The organism is Pantoea sp. B566 (assembly GCF_024793925.1).
Lineage (GTDB): Bacteria > Pseudomonadota > Gammaproteobacteria > Enterobacterales > Enterobacteriaceae > Pantoea > Pantoea ananatis.
Genome location: NZ_JANUQL010000002.1, coordinates 49,103 through 65,205, shown reverse-complemented (window position 1 = coordinate 65,205; position 16,103 = coordinate 49,103). Strand labels below are relative to the sequence as shown.

Annotated in this window: 18 protein-coding genes; 6 read left to right on the top strand and 12 right to left on the bottom strand. The window is 53.0% G+C overall.

Annotation, left to right across the window (positions count from 1 at the left end):
* Positions 1-13: 13 nt before the first annotated feature.
* From dgcA to rutA, 9 genes are all read right to left on the bottom strand, one after another.
* Positions 14-979 (bottom strand): N-acetyl-D-Glu racemase DgcA, encoded by a 966-nt coding sequence (gene dgcA, locus NYE92_RS00310; protein WP_072139151.1) that lies wholly within the window; start codon positions 977-979, stop codon positions 14-16.
* Between the two features lies 1 nt (position 980).
* Positions 981-1,988 (bottom strand): N-acetyltransferase DgcN, encoded by a 1,008-nt coding sequence (gene dgcN / locus NYE92_RS00305; RefSeq protein ID WP_014333151.1) that lies wholly within the window; start codon positions 1,986-1,988, stop codon positions 981-983.
* 297 nt (positions 1,989-2,285) lie between these two features.
* Positions 2,286-3,632 carry a pyrimidine utilization transport protein G gene (gene rutG / locus NYE92_RS00300; RefSeq protein WP_014333150.1) on the bottom strand — a complete coding sequence of 449 codons (1,347 nt, stop codon included), beginning with the start codon at positions 3,630-3,632 and terminating at the stop codon, positions 2,286-2,288.
* Between the two features lie 33 nt (positions 3,633-3,665).
* Positions 3,666-4,181, bottom strand: coding sequence for an NADH-dependent FMN reductase RutF (gene rutF / locus NYE92_RS00295; protein ID WP_088900766.1), 516 nt, complete (start codon positions 4,179-4,181; stop codon positions 3,666-3,668).
* A 69-nt stretch (positions 4,182-4,250) separates the two neighbouring features.
* Positions 4,251-4,841: a malonic semialdehyde reductase gene (locus NYE92_RS00290; RefSeq protein ID WP_013027870.1), complete on the bottom strand. Its 591-nt coding sequence runs from the start codon at positions 4,839-4,841 to the stop codon at positions 4,251-4,253.
* Positions 4,838-5,665 carry a pyrimidine utilization protein D gene (gene rutD / locus NYE92_RS00285; RefSeq protein WP_014604634.1) on the bottom strand — a complete coding sequence of 276 codons (828 nt, stop codon included), beginning with the start codon at positions 5,663-5,665 and terminating at the stop codon, positions 4,838-4,840. Before rutD ends, NYE92_RS00290 begins: the two co-directional genes overlap by 4 nt.
* 35 nt (positions 5,666-5,700) lie before the next feature.
* Positions 5,701-6,087: a pyrimidine utilization protein C gene (gene rutC / locus NYE92_RS00280; protein ID WP_013027868.1), complete on the bottom strand. Its 387-nt coding sequence runs from the start codon at positions 6,085-6,087 to the stop codon at positions 5,701-5,703.
* A 25-nt stretch (positions 6,088-6,112) separates the two neighbouring features.
* A complete protein-coding gene (rutB, locus tag NYE92_RS00275) occupies positions 6,113-6,862 on the bottom strand; it encodes a pyrimidine utilization protein B (protein WP_014598332.1) in 750 nt (249 codons plus the stop codon).
* Positions 6,862-7,953, bottom strand: coding sequence for a pyrimidine utilization protein A (gene rutA / locus NYE92_RS00270; RefSeq protein ID WP_014604632.1), 1,092 nt, complete (start codon positions 7,951-7,953; stop codon positions 6,862-6,864). Before rutA ends, rutB begins: the two co-directional genes overlap by 1 nt.
* A gap of 398 nt (positions 7,954-8,351) precedes the next feature.
* Between rutA and rutR the strand changes: the two genes are divergently transcribed.
* Entirely contained in the window at positions 8,352-9,041 is a 690-nt protein-coding gene (gene rutR, locus NYE92_RS00265) for an HTH-type transcriptional regulator RutR (RefSeq protein ID WP_014598333.1), read from the top strand.
* Between the two features lie 74 nt (positions 9,042-9,115).
* On the opposite strand, the gene NYE92_RS00260 is transcribed toward rutR, so the two are convergent.
* Positions 9,116-9,811, bottom strand: coding sequence for a hypothetical protein (locus NYE92_RS00260; RefSeq protein WP_259018305.1), 696 nt, complete (start codon positions 9,809-9,811; stop codon positions 9,116-9,118).
* Between the two features lie 153 nt (positions 9,812-9,964).
* Complete coding sequence (locus NYE92_RS00255) at positions 9,965-10,189, bottom strand: KTSC domain-containing protein (RefSeq protein ID WP_013027863.1); 225 nt, start codon at positions 10,187-10,189, stop codon at positions 9,965-9,967.
* A gap of 386 nt (positions 10,190-10,575) precedes the next feature.
* Here NYE92_RS00255 and NYE92_RS00250 point away from each other — a divergent pair, with 386 nt between their 5' ends.
* The 4 genes from NYE92_RS00250 (at position 10,576) to NYE92_RS00235 (ending at position 15,142) form a co-directional block, all read left to right on the top strand.
* Positions 10,576-11,019 (top strand): antitoxin Xre/MbcA/ParS toxin-binding domain-containing protein, encoded by a 444-nt coding sequence (locus NYE92_RS00250; protein ID WP_014598335.1) that lies wholly within the window; start codon positions 10,576-10,578, stop codon positions 11,017-11,019.
* Positions 11,016-11,483 (top strand): RES family NAD+ phosphorylase, encoded by a 468-nt coding sequence (locus tag NYE92_RS00245; RefSeq protein ID WP_013027861.1) that lies wholly within the window; start codon positions 11,016-11,018, stop codon positions 11,481-11,483. Before NYE92_RS00250 ends, NYE92_RS00245 begins: the two co-directional genes overlap by 4 nt.
* A 644-nt stretch (positions 11,484-12,127) precedes the next feature.
* The gene (fliD, locus tag NYE92_RS00240) at positions 12,128-13,522 is read left to right on the top strand and encodes a flagellar filament capping protein FliD (RefSeq protein WP_014333136.1); all 1,395 of its coding nucleotides are present in this window, start codon (positions 12,128-12,130) and stop codon (positions 13,520-13,522) included.
* A 684-nt stretch (positions 13,523-14,206) separates the two neighbouring features.
* A complete protein-coding gene (locus NYE92_RS00235) occupies positions 14,207-15,142 on the top strand; it encodes a flagellin (RefSeq protein WP_013027859.1) in 936 nt (311 codons plus the stop codon).
* A 61-nt stretch (positions 15,143-15,203) separates the two neighbouring features.
* On the opposite strand, the gene NYE92_RS00230 is transcribed toward NYE92_RS00235, so the two are convergent.
* On the bottom strand, positions 15,204-15,776 hold the full coding sequence (locus NYE92_RS00230) for an NADPH-dependent FMN reductase (RefSeq protein WP_014598338.1): 573 nt from the start codon (positions 15,774-15,776) through the stop codon (positions 15,204-15,206).
* Between the two features lie 87 nt (positions 15,777-15,863).
* On the opposite strand from NYE92_RS00230, the gene NYE92_RS00225 reads away from it, so the two are divergent.
* A complete protein-coding gene (locus NYE92_RS00225) occupies positions 15,864-16,097 on the top strand; it encodes a DUF333 domain-containing protein (RefSeq protein WP_013027857.1) in 234 nt (77 codons plus the stop codon).
* Positions 16,098-16,103 lie beyond the last annotated feature (6 nt).

Genomic DNA, 16,103 nt, shown 5'->3' with positions numbered 1-16,103 from the left:
TCGCCTCGTAGAGTTATAGCCAGATACGGCCTTCGGAGTAGGTCAAAAAAGGAGAACTGTCGGCAGCAAGCCAGATAGGGCCATCTAAATCGACGTGCTCTGCGTTAACCGCCACCGGCAATGCGGCTTCCATCGCCAGTGATGAGCCCAGCATGCAGCCGACCATGATGCGCATATTCTGCTTTTGTGCTTCTTCTACCATCGCCAGCGCTTCCGTCAGGCCACCGCACTTATCCAGCTTGATGTTGATCATCTCGTAGCGGTTCCGCAGTCCGGCAATATCCTGGCGCGTATGGCAACTCTCATCAGCACAAACGGGAACCGGATGATGAAAACGTTGCAGGTCCTGATCCTGACCGGCGGGAAGCGGTTGCTCGACCATAGCAATGTTATAGCCCTGAAGTGCGGCCAGCAGGCTTTCCAGGTCCATTCCCGACCAGGCCTCATTAGCGTCGATAATCAGCGTGGCGCGCGGTGCCGCAGCGCGAATGGCCGCCACCTTTTCCAGAACCGCATCACGATTGAGCTTAATTTTGAGCAGGATGGCGCCACGCGATACGGCATCCGCCGCCGCCAGCGCCATATTTTCCAGCGTATCGAGGCTGAGGGTTTCCGCCGTGATCACCGAGCGTGGCTGAGGACGTGCACTTTTCTGCCATAGCGTTTGACTGGCGCGGGCGGCATCCAGTCGCCACAGCGCACAGTCCAGCACGTTGCGCGCGGAACCGGCGGGTAAGCGGTGTTGCAGATCATGACGGCTCAGGCCGGCTTCAACGTCAGCGCGCACTGCCTCAAGCTCGGCCTGAACGCTGTCTGGCGTTTCATCGTAGCGCGCCGTGGGCGTACATTCGCCTCGCCCAATGAAACCGTTTTGCTCCAGCGTGACCCGGATAACCGTGACGGCGGTACGCGTACCGCGCGAAATAGCAAAGGGCCGTGCCAGCGGCAGTTCCACCACGTCAATCTGCAACTGTCTCATTTCACCCCCGCGCCTGAAGCAGTGCGGCGATCTCGTCGATGCCAAAACGCACAGGATCCGTAGCCGGTAAACCAAACTCTGCGCTGACTTCGGCGCAATAGGCGCGCGCTTCGTCTTCCGTGTAATTTGAGGTGTTAATGGCAAACCCCGCCAGCTGGACGGACGCGCTGGTCACCTGGGCAGCGCGCAGATTGGCTTCAACGCAGTCTTTCAGGCTGACCATTGGCTGATGAGGTAAATGGCGCATATGGGGGCGCCCCATTTCATGGCACATCACCAACCAGTGAGGTTGCGCACCGTGCATGAGCCCCATACTGACGCCTGCGTAAGAGGGGTGGAACAGTGACCCCTGCCCTTCAACGATGTCCCAGTGATCCTCATCATTCGCGGGTGACAGCGCTTCGGCCGCACCGGCAATAAAATCCGCGATGACCGCATCCACGGCAATCCCTTCGCCCGCCACCAGAATCCCTGTCTGACCTGTAGCGCGAAAATCCGCTTTCATTCCGCGCTCACGCATCGCCGCTTCCAGCGCCAGTGAGGTGTACATCTTGCCCACGGAGCAGTCAGTGCCAACAGTCAGTATCCGTTTGCCTGTCCGCTTCTTACCACTGCCAACGCTCAGCGTCGGACGCATATGACGTAAGTCAAAAAGCTCAACACCAAACGTCTGGGCAAGCGTCACCAGTTCGGGCTCGTCCACCAGACGGTGATGCAGTCCGCTGGCAACGTTCATGCCTGCTTTGATGGCACTTTTCACCGTATCCAGCCAGTGTTCTGGCAGATAGCCCCCTGCGTTAGCAGTACCGAGCACCAGCGTTTTCGCGCCGCGTGCTTTGGCGCTGATGATGTCAAGTTCATCCAGACCCAGGCTGACAGTACAGCCCGGGAGTTTAATTTCGCCCACGCACTGCTCCGGCCGCCAGATATGAATACCGCGCGCCGTTTTTGCCGCGAGTGGATCGGTGACATCGCCAAGAAAAAGTAAATAGGGTTGTGGAATTAGCATGATATTTCTCGTTTCAGACAAAGGTAAGTTTCTGAACCCACTATTTCATGCGCTTCAAAAGGTGACGAATGCTTGTTTAGTTGGAGGATATAACCGCAGGCTATAGTCAGATGAAAAGGTTATGGCACCCACGTTAATTCAGGGATCAGGGCGAAAATCAGCCCAGTTTGCGGGGGAATGCATAGGAAAAGATAATATGTCAGGCGCGCAAAGGCGGTGAAAAATGCCTGGTTAGTGTTATGCAACGATCACCAGGCACCCTTAACACCCACAGACAACAGACGCAGCAATAAAAGGTTACGGCTCTCTCAGCGCCGCTTCTGTGGCTGCCTTAATCTCAGGCGGCGTCTTTGCCATTTTGCTGCGGCTCAGGAAAGCATTGAGTAAAATCGCCCCAAAGGTCGCGGTGCCGATGCCGCCCATGCTGAAGCCGCCCAGGCTCAGGGTGAAGTTGCCCGCGCCCAGTACCAGCGTAACTGCCACCATGATGAGATTGCCATTCAGGCCCAAATCAACGTGGTTTTGTACCCAAATGCGGGCGCCAGCTACGGCAATCAAGCCAAATACCACGATGGATGCTCCACCGAGCACCGGGCCAGGAATGGTGTGGATCAAGGCACCAAATTTAGGCGAAAAACCCAACACAATGGCCATGATTGCGGCGGCGACAAAAATCAGCGTGGAGTAAATTTTAGTGACGGCCATGACGCCGATATTTTCGGCATAGGTTGTCACGCCGGTGCCGCCCGCCGAAGCCGAAAGCAAGGTCGCCAGGCCATCCCCGATAAAGGCGCGGCCCATGTAGGGATCGAGATTTTTACCGGTCATCCCCGCCACGGCTTTAATATGGCCAAGGTTTTCCGCAACCAGGATCACCGCCACCGGCGCAATCATCAGCATAGCGTGCGTGCTGAATACCGGCGTAGTGACGGTGGGCACGCCGAACCAGGGCGCCTGCGCCACGGCGCTGAAATTCACCGGCGTGCCCAGCCCGAGGCCGTTGGTGATCGCCATATAAATCAGGTACGCCGCCACCAGACCCAGCAACAGTAACAGTCGCTGTACCAGACCGCGTGTAAACACCGCCACCGATCCGATACACAGCACCGTCATCACCGCCATCCAGCTGTCAAACGATGAAGCGGATACGCTGTTTATGGCAATCGGCGCCAGATTGAGTCCAATCGCCATAACTACCGCGCCGGTCACCACCGGCGGCATCAGGCGCTCAATCCAGCGAGTGCCGACCGCCATGACGACAAAACCGATCAGCATGTAAATCAGGCCACAGGCGATAATCCCGCCCAGCGCGACGCCGATATTCGGGTTCGTGCCGTGGCCGCTGTAGCCGGTCACGGCAATCACTAACCCGACAAATGCAGCACTGGAACCGAGATAACTCGGCACGCGCCCGCCTACGACCAGGAAGAACAGCAGCGTGCCGATGCCCGACATCAGGATCGCCATATTGGCGTCAAACCCCATCAGCAATGGCATGAGTACCGTGGCACCAAACATCGCCACCGTGTGTTGCAGTCCCATGATCACCGTCGCGCCAAACGGTAGCCGTTCATCCGGCGCGATCACCGCGCCATCCAGATTACCTTCTCTTTTACGCCATTGCGGAAACCAGGAATGTGCCATGTACGATCCTTACTAAGTTGAATGCGGATTGAGTTAACAGGCTATCTGACGCATCAGCGGATGATAGCGTCGGTCGAAATACGCCAGTCCGTGGCAGTCATCGTTGCAACGGAGTGCAACAACTTCACAAAACATAATATCGTGGGTACCGACCCGGGTGATCTGCGTGACCTTGCAGTCAAATGACACCAGCGCGTTAGTGAGGATCGGGGAGCCGGTGGCGAGATCTGTCCATTCGGCGGCGTCGAAGCGTTGTTCCATCGGCGTTTTTCCGCCGAATAAATTAGAAAGTGATTCGTGGCTGTCGGCCAGCGTGTTTACGCACAGCACCTGATTTTGTATAAACGCCGGATGTACCGACGCAGAACGGTTCAGGCACACCAGCAGTGTCGGTGGCGTATCGGTGACGCTGCACACAGCAGAGGCGGTGAAACCTGCCCGACCGCCGGGGCCGTCAGTGGTGATGATATTGACGGCAGAGCCAAGGCGCGCCATGGCATTGCGGTATTCCTGTTTCTCAACGGCAGCCTCTTTTTCAGCAAGGGGCATGTCGGTCGCGGGCAGTGTGGCGTTCAGGGTTGATTGCATGCTCGTGTCCTCAGTCATGATCGGTGATGCTTACAGCACGCGACAGGCGCGGTCAAAGTCCAGGCGCGGTGCGCGCGGATAGACTTTGCTGCTGTCGCCGTAACCAATGTTAATCAGAAAATTCGATTTCCAGCCTTCCTGCGCCAGAAAGGTTTCATCAACTTTGGCATTGTCGAAACCGGACATCGGTCCGGTATCCAGGCCGATCGCGCGACAGGCCATAATCAGATACGCAGCCTGTAAACTGCTGTTGCGGAACGCGGTATCCTGTGCCAGCTGTGGGCTGGAGGTGAACCATGAACGGGCATCGCCGGACGGAAACAGTTCAGGCAGCAGCTCATAGAATTCCGGATCCCAGGCAATAATCGCCGTCACCGGAGCGGTCATCGTTTTCTTCAGATTGCCACTGGAAAGTGCCGGTGCCAGTTGTTGTTTCGCTTCCTGGCTCTGAATAAATACGATGCGCACCGGGCTGCAGTTCGCCGAGGTCGGCCCCATGCGCGCCAGTTCGTAAATCGTTTTCAGTTGTTCGCCTGTTACCGGTTTATTCAGCCAGCCGTTATGGGTGCGGGCTTCGGTGAACAACGTGGCCAGCGCGCTGGCGGTTAATGCTTCGGTCATGGCATCTCCACAGGTATGAAATCAGACGGTGTTCCGGATGGATGCGAAGCCTGCCGCTGCAGCCAGTCCAGTAAAATCGGGTTAAACGTATCGGGGTCCGTTACGCTCATGGCATGTCCGCCGTAGCCCATTTGCAGGTGCTCGCCATGGGGAAGACGCGAGGCGAGATCGGCTGAACAGGACCAGGGCACCAGCAAATCATCTTTAGCGCTCAACGCCAGGGTCGGCGCGATGACGCCTTTGAGCGAGGTGGTCAGATCGGAGTCCATCAGCGCCTGCAGGCGATGCAGCAGGTTTTCCATCCCCTGAAAGTTCGTCACCTGATGCTGGCGCTCTTCCTGCAGGAAAGCTTCATGTTCAGAAAGCCAGTCACCCGGGTACAGAAACAGCGGCTGCGCCTGCACGTAGGCATCTACGCCGCTGTTAAGCAGCAGGTTCCGACGGACGTCGAAGCAGCGGCGCGTCTGGCTGTTAAGGACTGTCCAGCCATTAATTACCACCAGACTTTGCAGCAGCGCGGGATAACGCAGGGCAAGATGCAGACCCATAATGCCGCCCAGTGCGTGACCGACCAGATGACAGCGGCTGATATTCAGCGCGTTAAGTAAGCCTGCCAGCTCATCGGCCATATCCTCCATCCGGTAACCGGCGGGTACGCTACCCTGACTGGCGCCGGTGCCGTACTGGTCATAGACCACCACCCGAAAATGCGCCGAGAGCATCGCCAGCTGAGGCTGCCAGAATCCCCCGGAACCGCCGAGACCCGAGGAGAGCACGACGGTTTCTGCATCAGCGTTTTGCTGACCCAATACCTTGTAATACATACTGTTTCCTCAGATGAAATACATCACCGAACAGATTATTTGCCAAGGTGGGCAATCGATGCGATTTCGATCAACGCATCCGGTTTCACCAGCCCACACTGAATGCAGAACCTTGCCGGTTTTTCACCCGGGAAATACTCCGCATAGACCTGATTCACTGCCCCGTAATTCGCCCAGTCGGTGATAAAAATCGAGTTCATGGTGACGTCATCCATGCTGCCGCCTGCGGTTTCGATCACGCTTTTGATGATCTCCAGTACATGGCGGGTTTGTGCTGCCGCATCGCCCACATGTACGACGTTGTTGTCTTTATCAAAAGGCAAAGTACCGGAAACGTACAGGACCCCATCGGCAAGCGTACCGGGAACAAATGGCGCCAGCGGAACACCGCTGCCGGCTGGAATAATGGCGCGTTTAGGCATCGTTAATTGTCCTTTTCACAAGCGGTCAGGCCGCGTTTTGTTCAGTTTTGTAACCCACCGCGTCGCAGAAATGGCTTACGCTGGAGACCCAACCAAAAAACGTTTCGATGTTATAAATCGCGGCTTTTTGCGCAAACTCGGGGCCCGCTTGGTGTGTCGCGTCTTCCAGTACGACGCCAAAATATTCTAGAAAGAAGCCGTCACGCAGGGTGGATTCGACGCACACGTTGGTGGCAATGCCGGTAAAAACCAGATGATGAATGCCGTAGCTGCGCAGCAGGCTATCCAACTGGGTATTAAAGAAGCCGCTGTAGCGTGGTTTTGGCAGCACAATATCGCCTGGCTGGGGCTGCAGTTCATCGACCAGTTCGTAATCCCAGTCCCCTTTCGCCAGCAGTTTGCCCATCAGCTCGGGACGTTTGCGCATTGTTTTCAGCGCATTGGATTTATGGAAGTTGGGCGAGCCCGCGCCCCCGGCTTCGACATACTGATTGTCCCAGCCGTTCTGGAAAAAAATCACTTTTATGCCTGCCGCGCGAGCAGCGGCAATCGCCACTTTGATATTGGCAATGACCGGCGCGGTGGCAGACACGTCAAAGCCTGCCAGATCAAGATAACCGCCCTGTGAGGCGTAAGCGTTTTGCATATCCACCACAATAAGCGCCGTCTGCTGCGGGGTGAAACCAATGGCTTCAGGACGCGCGGCCAGCACCCTTTCCTCGCCAGCATTATCGGGCGCGCGGCGAACCACGGTTTGATTTTCAACAATGTTCATCATGCGACCTCTTTCTGCTCAATGCCGATGTGCTGGCGCGTTTTCATTAACGGCTGGATGTAACGACCAAAGTTTTCAATACCTTCGACGAAATCGTCAAAAGTCAGCAATACGCCGCCCGCACCGGGAACCGTATCGATCTCATCAAGCATTCTGGCGACGCTGGCCCAGGAGCCGACCAGCGTCCCCATGTTGATGTTGACCGCTGACGTGGGATCGGCCATCTGGCGAACATTGGTATCGCTGCCGGAGCGGGTATCTTTACTGCTCTGGTCGGTGAGCCATGACAGGGCTTCCGCATCAGCACCGGCTTTGTACAGCTCCCATTTGGCGCGCGCGGCCTCGTCGGTTTCATCGGCAATCACCATGAACAACACGTAAGAGGACACGTCACGGTTTTCAGCGTCAGCCGCTGTTTTCATGCGGGCTGCGGTAGGTGCAAAAGCGGTTGGCGTGTTGACGCCTTTGCCAAAGCAGAAGTTAAAATCGGCGTGTTTGGCGGAAAACGCCATGCCGGCGTCACTTTGTCCGGCGCAGATGACTTTCATTTCGCTTTGCGGGCGTGGACTGACGCGACAGTCATCCATTTTGAAAAATTCGCCGTCAAGCGTGCAGTGCCCTGTTCCCCACAGATCGCGCAGTACGCTGACATATTCGGTCAGGTAATCGTAGCGGCGGGAAAAATAGTCATCGCCAGGCCACATGCCCATTTGTTCGTATTCCGGTTTCTGCCAGCCGGTTACCACGTTCACGCCGAACCGGCCGTTGGAGATGGAGTCAATTGTGGCAGCCATGCGCGCAACGATTGCCGGTGGCATGACCAGGGTGGCGGCGGTGGCGTAGAGCTGAATGCGGGACGTTACGGCGGCCAGACCGGCCATCAACGTGAATGACTCCATGTTGTGTTCCCAGAATTCCGTTTTACCGCCGAAGCCGCGCAGTTTGATCATCGAGAGCGCGAAGTCGAAATGGTAGTGCTCTGCTTTCTGCACAATAGTTTTATTCAGTTCGAAGGTTGGCTTGTACTGCGGCGCAGTTTCTGAAATTAGCCAACCGTTGTTACCGATAGGAATAAAGACACCGATTTTCATAGCTCACCTCGATTGAAAATAATTGGGACGACAACAAGGGCTTGCGAAAATCTCTGCGCGGCTTAAGTGCGTCCTGCGGGTTCCTGTTGCACCGTGCTGAAATCTCCTGACGTAAGGACATTTGCAAAGCGGATGCCAGTTTTTAAAAAGTCATTTAAAACAGAATGTTATAGGATTATGTAGATTTATAATGGAGTAAATGGTCTAAAACAGACCATTTACTCAAAAATAACTGCACGTTAATCAGGCAGAGTTGAGCGCAAATGGTGCAGTTTTGTTAAATATTGGTTGTGCTAGGTTGTTATCAGGTTGTGTTTATAAATAACGCGTATGACGATAGTCGCCTTAATGCCTATTTGTTATGCTTTTGGCCTTGTTGTGTGTATCAGGGAAATGTTGTGAAGCCATTGTCCGAAAACCCGGGATCTGACGCCGGAGAAAACCTCGCCGCGAAAACGCCATCAAAATCTGTGACGCGACGTTCGCGAGCGGTTGCTGCCAAACGTGGCGCTATCATGGCCGCTGCACTGGAATTCTTCTCACTGTATGGCTTTCACGGCACCCGTCTTGAGCAGGTTGCTGAACGCGCGGATGTCTCGAAAACCAATCTGTTCTATTACTTTCCCTCGAAAGAAGATTTATACATTGCGGTGCTCAAAGGGCTGCTGGATATCTGGCTGGCACCGCTTAAAGCACTGCAGTCCGATCAGCATCCTCTGGAAGCAATACGGGAATATATTCGTCTGAAGCTTTGCGTCTCCCGTGACCATCCTCAGGCCTCAAGATTATTTTGTCTGGAGATGGTTCAGGGCGCACCGCTGCTGAAACAGGAGCTGGGCGGCAGCCTGAAAACGCTGGTGGAGGATAAATCGGACGTGATTCGCGGCTGGATTAAAGATGAGTTGATCGCACCCATCGATCCGATGCAGTTGATTTTTATGCTGTGGGCCACCACTCAGCATTACGCAGATTTTGGTGTGCAGGTTGAGGCGATTACCGGTAAAACACTCAGCGATCCTGTGTTTTTTGAACAAACGGTGAAGAGTGTCCAGCACATCATTACCGAAGGGATTCAGATTCGGGCGTAAAAATGGCGGGCAGAACGCTACTGTTCCAGGCCGTTTACACCACAGGCTAAACTGGCCTCGCATCTCTCCCGGCGTCATTGCCGTAATGCGTGCGCAAAAAACTTCACGCCGTTAGGCCAGGCCCCCGGGTGGCCCGCAAACGCAGTGGCTGCATTGCCGACAAGCAGGTTATGGGTTCCGGCCTGGGTGATGTAGGGCCCCTCTGCGCGCAATTTCGCCAGCGTAATTAATGAAGGTCGGACAATAACGATATGGCCAGGCCTGTGCTTATCGGGACTTTCATAGGAAATCACGACCAGCATTCCCTGGTTAGCAAGCTGCTGTGCATGTAGTGCATCGGCCGCCCTAATCCAGCCCGCCTGACGCCCTTCCTGACTGTCGAACCAGCGTGTCTGCGCGCTTGCGAGCAATATCTGGCTGTGCTCTGGTGGCCTGAGCATATACACACCCAGCCGGGCCCCCATGGCCGCCGCAAACGCACTGCAGTGAGTATGATTGCCGGGGCCTGAATAGTCATCCGGCTTGTCAGGCTGACCGGTTTCCCAGTTGACGTGATGATGATTGAGCCATAAATGCTCAACGTCCGACCGATCAAGCACGGTGAGGATCGCCTGAGCGGCAGGCGTGACGGGACCACAGCAGGGTTGCTCAGCGGAGCGCGCGGACGAGGGAATGTTTTCGGCGGCAACCGTTATTCCTGTCAGTGCAACGAGTACCACAGCCATGCGGGTGACTAAACTTAAAAAAACGCGGATAAGCGATTTTTTCATCGTTACCTCACTGCGCAGACAGAAAGATCAGCCTGCAGGGATAATACTGGCAGCCAGCAACAGGCAGACCCGAATGTGTCTGGTTATCCCTGCCACGTCAATGCCCTGAAAACGGTGACGGCGGTCAATGTTTTCAGGGCTTCAGCAATGCGCTTAGGCATCACTCTTTTGATACATGGAGAAGAAACGGTTGTCGATACTTTCGCGGAAAAAAGCGTCCTGATCGAGGGCAGCACAGAATCCCTGATAGGTATGAGCAGGCACGGCAAGCCAGCGACGGCAGGTGCCATTGCGGTATTCAAGTTCCAGTACGCCTGACGTCGGGTCGAATCCCGCACTGCGGAAAAGAGAGGAAGAATTAATATCGTGTCGTTTCATAACGGATAGTCCCTATCGGTTGAGCCCAGTACCTGCGTTTAAGAGCGGCAATATAACACAGTCATCGATAAGAGTTGCCTTGGGTAAAAATCTTGCCATGTTAAAAAATGATGCCCTGTCTGTAGAAGCCACACTGACTATGGTGTACCTGTAATGACGTCCAGCCAAATGCGTCGTTCGTAGCCGTTTTTCCTTTGTTTTCAGTCACGCTTTTACGTTTTCTTGTCAGACCCGGCGCTGACCGTCAAGGCGGTATAACTTCGTATCTCTGTCTGCAGCCAGAGAAATGATAAAACGACTTTATTTTCTTATGATGACAGTGCATCAATAACTGATTGAACGATATCACCATTTGGCTATAATAGAACAACCAAATGGAGGTGATGATGAAACAGTTCACTTTACCCGTATCCGCTGCAGAACCGGATCGTCTATGGCAATTTGCTGGCCTGAGCAGTGCTGACGGCGTGATGCTGATGGATCAAATCGATGATGGTCTGGACGGCACGGTAGCCAGTCGCATTGTCACCTGGGCGCAAATCTCTCAGGCAGAACTGCGCCGTATGACCGGCATTGCGGGCTCAACCTTCACCCGCGGCGTTAAAAGCCGCTTTACTGCGGAGCAGAGCGAACGGCTGGTGCGTTTTATTCGCGTGATGGATCGTGCGGTTGAGCTGTTTGAGGGCGATAAAGAAAAGGCACGGCAGTGGCTCAATGAGCCTGCGCGCGCCTTAGGCAATAAAAAACCGGCTGATCTGGTCGCGTCAGAAACCGGGGCTTATGAAGTGCTGAAACTCATTACCCGGCTTGAACACGGTGTGTATTCTTGAAGCTCTATCGCATGACCAAAACGCGCTATCTGGGGTCGGCCTGGAGCGGTTTTGGTGCCCGTGAAGGCGGCGGACGCTGGAACAGCGTCGGCGTATCGATGGTCTACGCTTCTGAAACTGCTTCCCTCACCATGCTGGAGACGCTTATCCATCTGCAAAGCGCCAGCGTGCTGGACTTTTTTACCCTCATGAGCATTGACGTTCCCGACAGGCTGATTGAATGGATTGATATCAAGCAACTGCCTGACGACTGGGCCGCACCGGAAGCGCCTGCAGCGCTGCGTTTATTTGGTGATGCCTGGATACAAAGCGGGGGATCGGTCGCACTGCGCGTGCCCAGTGCCCTTTCGCCCGTGGAATCGAATTATCTTCTCAATCCCGAGCATCCTGAATTCAGTGCGATCGTCAGACAGGCGGTAAACATCCCCTTCCTTTTTGACGCACGTTTTTCCCGACAGGTATAAAGCCGGCGCATTAATATGCACCTCTTCACGTCGCCCTGCGCCCTGACATCGGGTTGGGCTCCGCTTTGCGATATGTGCTTCAACGTGCACCTTTGTTAACGTTTCGATCGCTGCCGTAAATGGATGTAACAATCGTAAACTTAACGCGCAGCGAAAATATTTTTTACCGGAAACAGGGAAGAATACGCAATAAAAAGCAGTCATCCACCTTTCTGGCCCGGTTGTAAACGCATTGATTAGCGACGGATATTTTCAGGATACCGCATAATTTGCATTAAGTATTTTTCCGTTTTTTGCATCAATTTGTCGTCGATCGTGGTTTAAACAGGATAAGCAGAGTGAATAACTGAGCCATGATGATTAGGAAAAATGAATTTGGCTTAAGGTGGAGGATGCTGGCTAAATGACTGATTAATCGCTGATGTGTTTGCAGACGGCACCGATGTAGATTATTCAAAAGCCAAATTAACCGCCCCGGAAGAATTTCAAATTGTTATTGCGTTAACAATTTTTTACCTCCTTAACAGAAAATTGATGGTTAAGTAATGACAATAAACCGATTTGCAACAACATTTAAAATCAGAAAAACCCCTGATTAATGCATTGTATTTTTAATTCTGGTGTCACTTCATCAGGACAAGAATATGGCAAGCATAAGCACACTTGGCGCTGGTACTAACCTCGACCTCAACACGTTATATGATAATTTACAGTCAGCTGAGCAGGCGCAACTGACACCGATTACTAATCAGCAGGCGTCTTATAATGCGCAGCTGACGGCCTGGGGCGTGGTTCAGAGTTCAATGTCGAAATTGCAAACGGCCGCCTCTGCGCTGGAAAATGCCTCGAGCATTGCCACAACCAAAGTCACCAGCTCAAATACCGCCTTTACTGCCACGCTTGCCAGCGGTGCCGCAGCCGGAAACTATTCCGTTGAGGTCGATCAGCTCGCCGCCGCGCAGTCTCTGCTTTCTAAGTCCGCCAGCAGCGAAAGTACCGATCTCGGTGACAGCAGCATGGCATCACGTACGATTACCATCAGCCAGTCTGGGCAGAAATCGCCGCTGACCGTGACCTTAAACCAGGATCAGACCAGCCTGACAGATATCCGTGATGCAATTAACAAGCAGCAAGGTAGCGTTAATGCCAGCGTGATTATGGCAAACGATAACACCTACTATTTGTCCCTGACCGCACGTGATAGTGGTACCGCGAATGCGATGACCGTCAGCACCAATGACTCGACGCTGTCACAGTATATCAGTTACAGCAGTGGCGGCAGTAATAACGGCATGACACAGCAGGTTGCTGCTCAGGATGCTCAGTTGAAGATAAACGGTTTGGCTATCACGCGCAGCAGCAACATCGTCACCGATGCGCCTGAAGGGGTCACACTGAATCTGAATAAAGTTAACAGCGGTTCCCCTGAAACCTTATCTATCGCCACGGATACCACGCCTATGGCGACGGCGATTCAGACGTACGTTGATGCCTATAATTCCCTGCAAAAAACCATTGCAGATCAGACAAATTATACACCCGTGCAGGAAGGCCAGGCGCCAAGTACCGATAATGGCGATCTGCTGGGGGATAATACGTTAATGAATATCCAGACCAGCCTGCGCAGCCAGTTTTCCGATCCTCAGGGTAGCGGAAGCATTCAGGTACTCTCACAACTCGGCATTACCCAGGACGATAAAGGTGACCTGACGGTAGACAGCACCAAGCTGAATGCCGCCTTAACCAATCAGCCTGCAGATGTTTTAAGTTTTCTGACCGGTGATGGCAAAACTACGGGGTTCGCGACGCAGGTGACCAACAGACTCAATGATATGTTAGCCAGCAACGGCACGGTATCAAACGCGACGACAGGGATTAATACCTCGCTAAAACAGTTGTCTGATCAATATAACAACGTTAATGATCAGATCACCGCGGTCATGGCGCAGTATAAAACGGAGTTCACCAATCTGAGTACGCTGGTGTCTTCAATGACGCAGACGGGGGATTACCTCTCTGCACAGTTCGCAAAAATGTAATTCTGGTTTGGCCGAAATTTTTATCTTCCGCGCTGATGGTACACCTTGCCATCAGCGCGCTGCCGTTTGATGTTGTCTTTTCCCAGACCGGTTCCCCGTTCGTCCCTTCTCTGCTTAAGCTGAACACGAGAAACCCGTTCAACATTATTACCCGTCCGCTAACCGATGTCCCCGGGCATGAGAGCCAAGGCTGAACTCCCGTCGTTTTTCATGACAAACTGGTTTTAACGCTGCCAGCAATTTTCTTGACTACGGACGTCTGTCTTTCTTGTGGGGAAATGTAAAAAAATAATTATTATCATCGTAATGCCGGATAATGATATATCTTACTTTTTAATTAGGGAGAGTTAATGTAATTTCCTTAATGAGAGGCTGTGTTACAGAAAAAACATGACTCATCATACCATGCGGCTAATAATGTAAATATTTAATCATCTGTGCTTTTTGATGATAAATGCTGTAACAAAAGGTTTTTAACCTTTAAAAAGTTATTCTTCTGATTGAGGTTTGTGTGTGCTTATAATAACTTTTTTCTGAGTTTTTTCTGTATTTACAACTTCACCGCCCTGTAAAAAAAACCATTCACTAATTAATCTTAACTGGCGTCTTTTCATTAAAGTTTGGCGTAGTCAGCTCGATAATAATAAGGCGTAAATAATACGTTTCTATAAGAAGGAATTTACCATGTCAGTGATCAACACAAACGTTCTGTCGTTAATTACTCAAAACAACCTGAATAAGTCACAGTCATCATTGGGTACGGCTATCGAGCGCCTGTCATCAGGCCTGCGTATCAACAGCGCCAAAGATGACGCGGCCGGTGAAGCGATTGCTAACCGTTTCACATCGAATATTGACGGCCTGACGGTTGCCGCACGTAACGCCAATGACGGTATTTCATTGTCTCAGACGGCTGAAGGTGCACTGGATGAAATAAACAACAACCTGCAGCGTGTCCGTGACCTGACTGTTCAGGCTCAGAACAGCTCCAACTCAGCATCTGATATTGACTCAATCCAGGCTGAAGTTAACCAGCGTATGCAGGAGATTGACCGCGATACCAAGCAGACAGATTTCAACGGTCTGAAAGTCCTCAACACAGGATCGGGTAGCAGCACTTACAATTTCCAGGTCGGTGCGCAGGATGGCCAGACTATCGGTATCACTCTGAGTTCCAGTGACAGCTTCGATCTTGCTGCGGCCGGTAACGCCTCGTCAGGCACCGTGCAGAATACCAGCGTGACCACTGGCCAGACAGTTAACGGAACCGCCCGTAGCACTGCGGCTATTGGTTTTGACGTGCTGAAGGGTGCCGTAACCGGCGGTAGTGGTGGCACCGCATCAGGCAGCACCCCACTGGCGGATATCGATAAAGCCATCAAGGCCGTCGACAGTCAGCGCAGCCTGCTGGGTGCATCTCAGAACCGCTTTGAGTCTACAATCAGTAACCTGAATAACACCGTGACTAACCTGACTGCAGCACGAAGCCGTATCCAGGATGCGGACTATGCGACGGAAGTGTCGAACATGTCACGCGCGCAGATTCTGCAGCAGGCGGGCTCGTCGGTACTGGCCCAGGCCAATCAGGTACCTCAGACTATGCTGTCTTTACTTCGCTAATCGACAATTTAAGAACCACGCTTTTTGCAGAGCGTGGTTCTTCTCAGAGGATTAACTTAAATCACCCCTCGCTTACCCTGCGAATAAAATCACTGAACGCGGCTAACTGTTTTGCCAGATGTTCCAGCGTGCCTTGCTCAATCACCTTCCCGGCCTGCTCATCGACTTTATTCTGGATCGCCCCACCCATAAATTCCGGCTTGTTCAGCACCATGGCATCGAGAAATACCAGAATCTGACGCAGGTGATACTGACAACGTGCTCCACCAATAGCGCCCATGGAACTGGTTTGAATCGCCACCGGTTTACCCGCCAAGGGTTGATTCGGTACGCGAGATAACCAGTCAATGGCATTCTTTAAACCGCCAGGCACGGAGTAGTTATATTCGGGTGTGACGATAATGACGCCATCAGCCTCGCGAATACGTGCAGCCAGCGTGTCAACCGTGGCGGGGAATCCCTCTTCTTGCTGAAGATCCGCATCGTACAGTGGAATATCCCGAATGGATGGCAGTGCATCTATGGTCATCCCCTCTGGCGCCAGCTGTGGGAGTGCACGTGCGATCATTGCGTTGTACGAGCCTTGCCTCAGGCTTCCCAGCAGCGTGACGATTTTTAACGGTTTGTCAGACATCATCCTTCTCCTTTTGAGTGGCTATAATGATTTACCCGATAAATCCGGATAGCATGTGAATGCGCTCTTCAACAACAAGCAGGTTATATGAGAACCTTTTTACCGATTTTACTCTCTCTGCTGCTCTCTGGCTGTCTGTCCTCACCCTCACCGCGTGAAACATCGACATCACAGCTGGCTAATCCTGCATCCCAACATTGCCTTGCTGTCGGCGGCAAAATTGACAGCGTGAAAACAGCGGCTGGCGAAGAGGGATACTGTACCTTGCCTTCGGGAGAGCGCATAGATGAGTGGGCATTGTACCGCCGCAATACCCCGTAAAACCGG

Bases quoted from the DNA above. Each gene is read 5' to 3' on its own strand.
- dgcA (WP_072139151.1), bottom strand. From the start codon at position 979: ATGAGACAGTTGCAGATTGACGTGGTGGAACTGCCGCTGGCACGGCCC.
- dgcN (WP_014333151.1), bottom strand. From the start codon at position 1,988: ATGCTAATTCCACAACCCTATTTACTTTTTCTTGGCGATGTCACCGAT.
- rutG (WP_014333150.1), bottom strand. From the start codon at position 3,632: ATGGCACATTCCTGGTTTCCGCAATGGCGTAAAAGAGAAGGTAATCTG.
- rutF (WP_088900766.1), bottom strand. From the start codon at position 4,181: ATGCCCCTTGCTGAAAAAGAGGCTGCCGTTGAGAAACAGGAATACCGC.
- NYE92_RS00290 (WP_013027870.1), bottom strand. From the start codon at position 4,841: ATGACCGAAGCATTAACCGCCAGCGCGCTGGCCACGTTGTTCACCGAA.
- rutD (WP_014604634.1), bottom strand. From the start codon at position 5,665: ATGTATTACAAGGTATTGGGTCAGCAAAACGCTGATGCAGAAACCGTC.
- rutC (WP_013027868.1), bottom strand. From the start codon at position 6,087: ATGCCTAAACGCGCCATTATTCCAGCCGGCAGCGGTGTTCCGCTGGCG.
- rutB (WP_014598332.1), bottom strand. From the start codon at position 6,862: ATGAACATTGTTGAAAATCAAACCGTGGTTCGCCGCGCGCCCGATAAT.
- rutA (WP_014604632.1), bottom strand. From the start codon at position 7,953: ATGAAAATCGGTGTCTTTATTCCTATCGGTAACAACGGTTGGCTAATT.
- NYE92_RS00260 (WP_259018305.1), bottom strand. From the start codon at position 9,811: ATGAAAAAATCGCTTATCCGCGTTTTTTTAAGTTTAGTCACCCGCATG.
- NYE92_RS00255 (WP_013027863.1), bottom strand. From the start codon at position 10,189: ATGAAACGACACGATATTAATTCTTCCTCTCTTTTCCGCAGTGCGGGA.
- NYE92_RS00250 (WP_014598335.1), top strand. From the start codon at position 10,576: ATGAAACAGTTCACTTTACCCGTATCCGCTGCAGAACCGGATCGTCTA.
- fliD (WP_014333136.1), top strand. From the start codon at position 12,128: ATGGCAAGCATAAGCACACTTGGCGCTGGTACTAACCTCGACCTCAAC.
- NYE92_RS00235 (WP_013027859.1), top strand. From the start codon at position 14,207: ATGTCAGTGATCAACACAAACGTTCTGTCGTTAATTACTCAAAACAAC.
- NYE92_RS00230 (WP_014598338.1), bottom strand. From the start codon at position 15,776: ATGTCTGACAAACCGTTAAAAATCGTCACGCTGCTGGGAAGCCTGAGG.
- NYE92_RS00225 (WP_013027857.1), top strand. From the start codon at position 15,864: ATGAGAACCTTTTTACCGATTTTACTCTCTCTGCTGCTCTCTGGCTGT.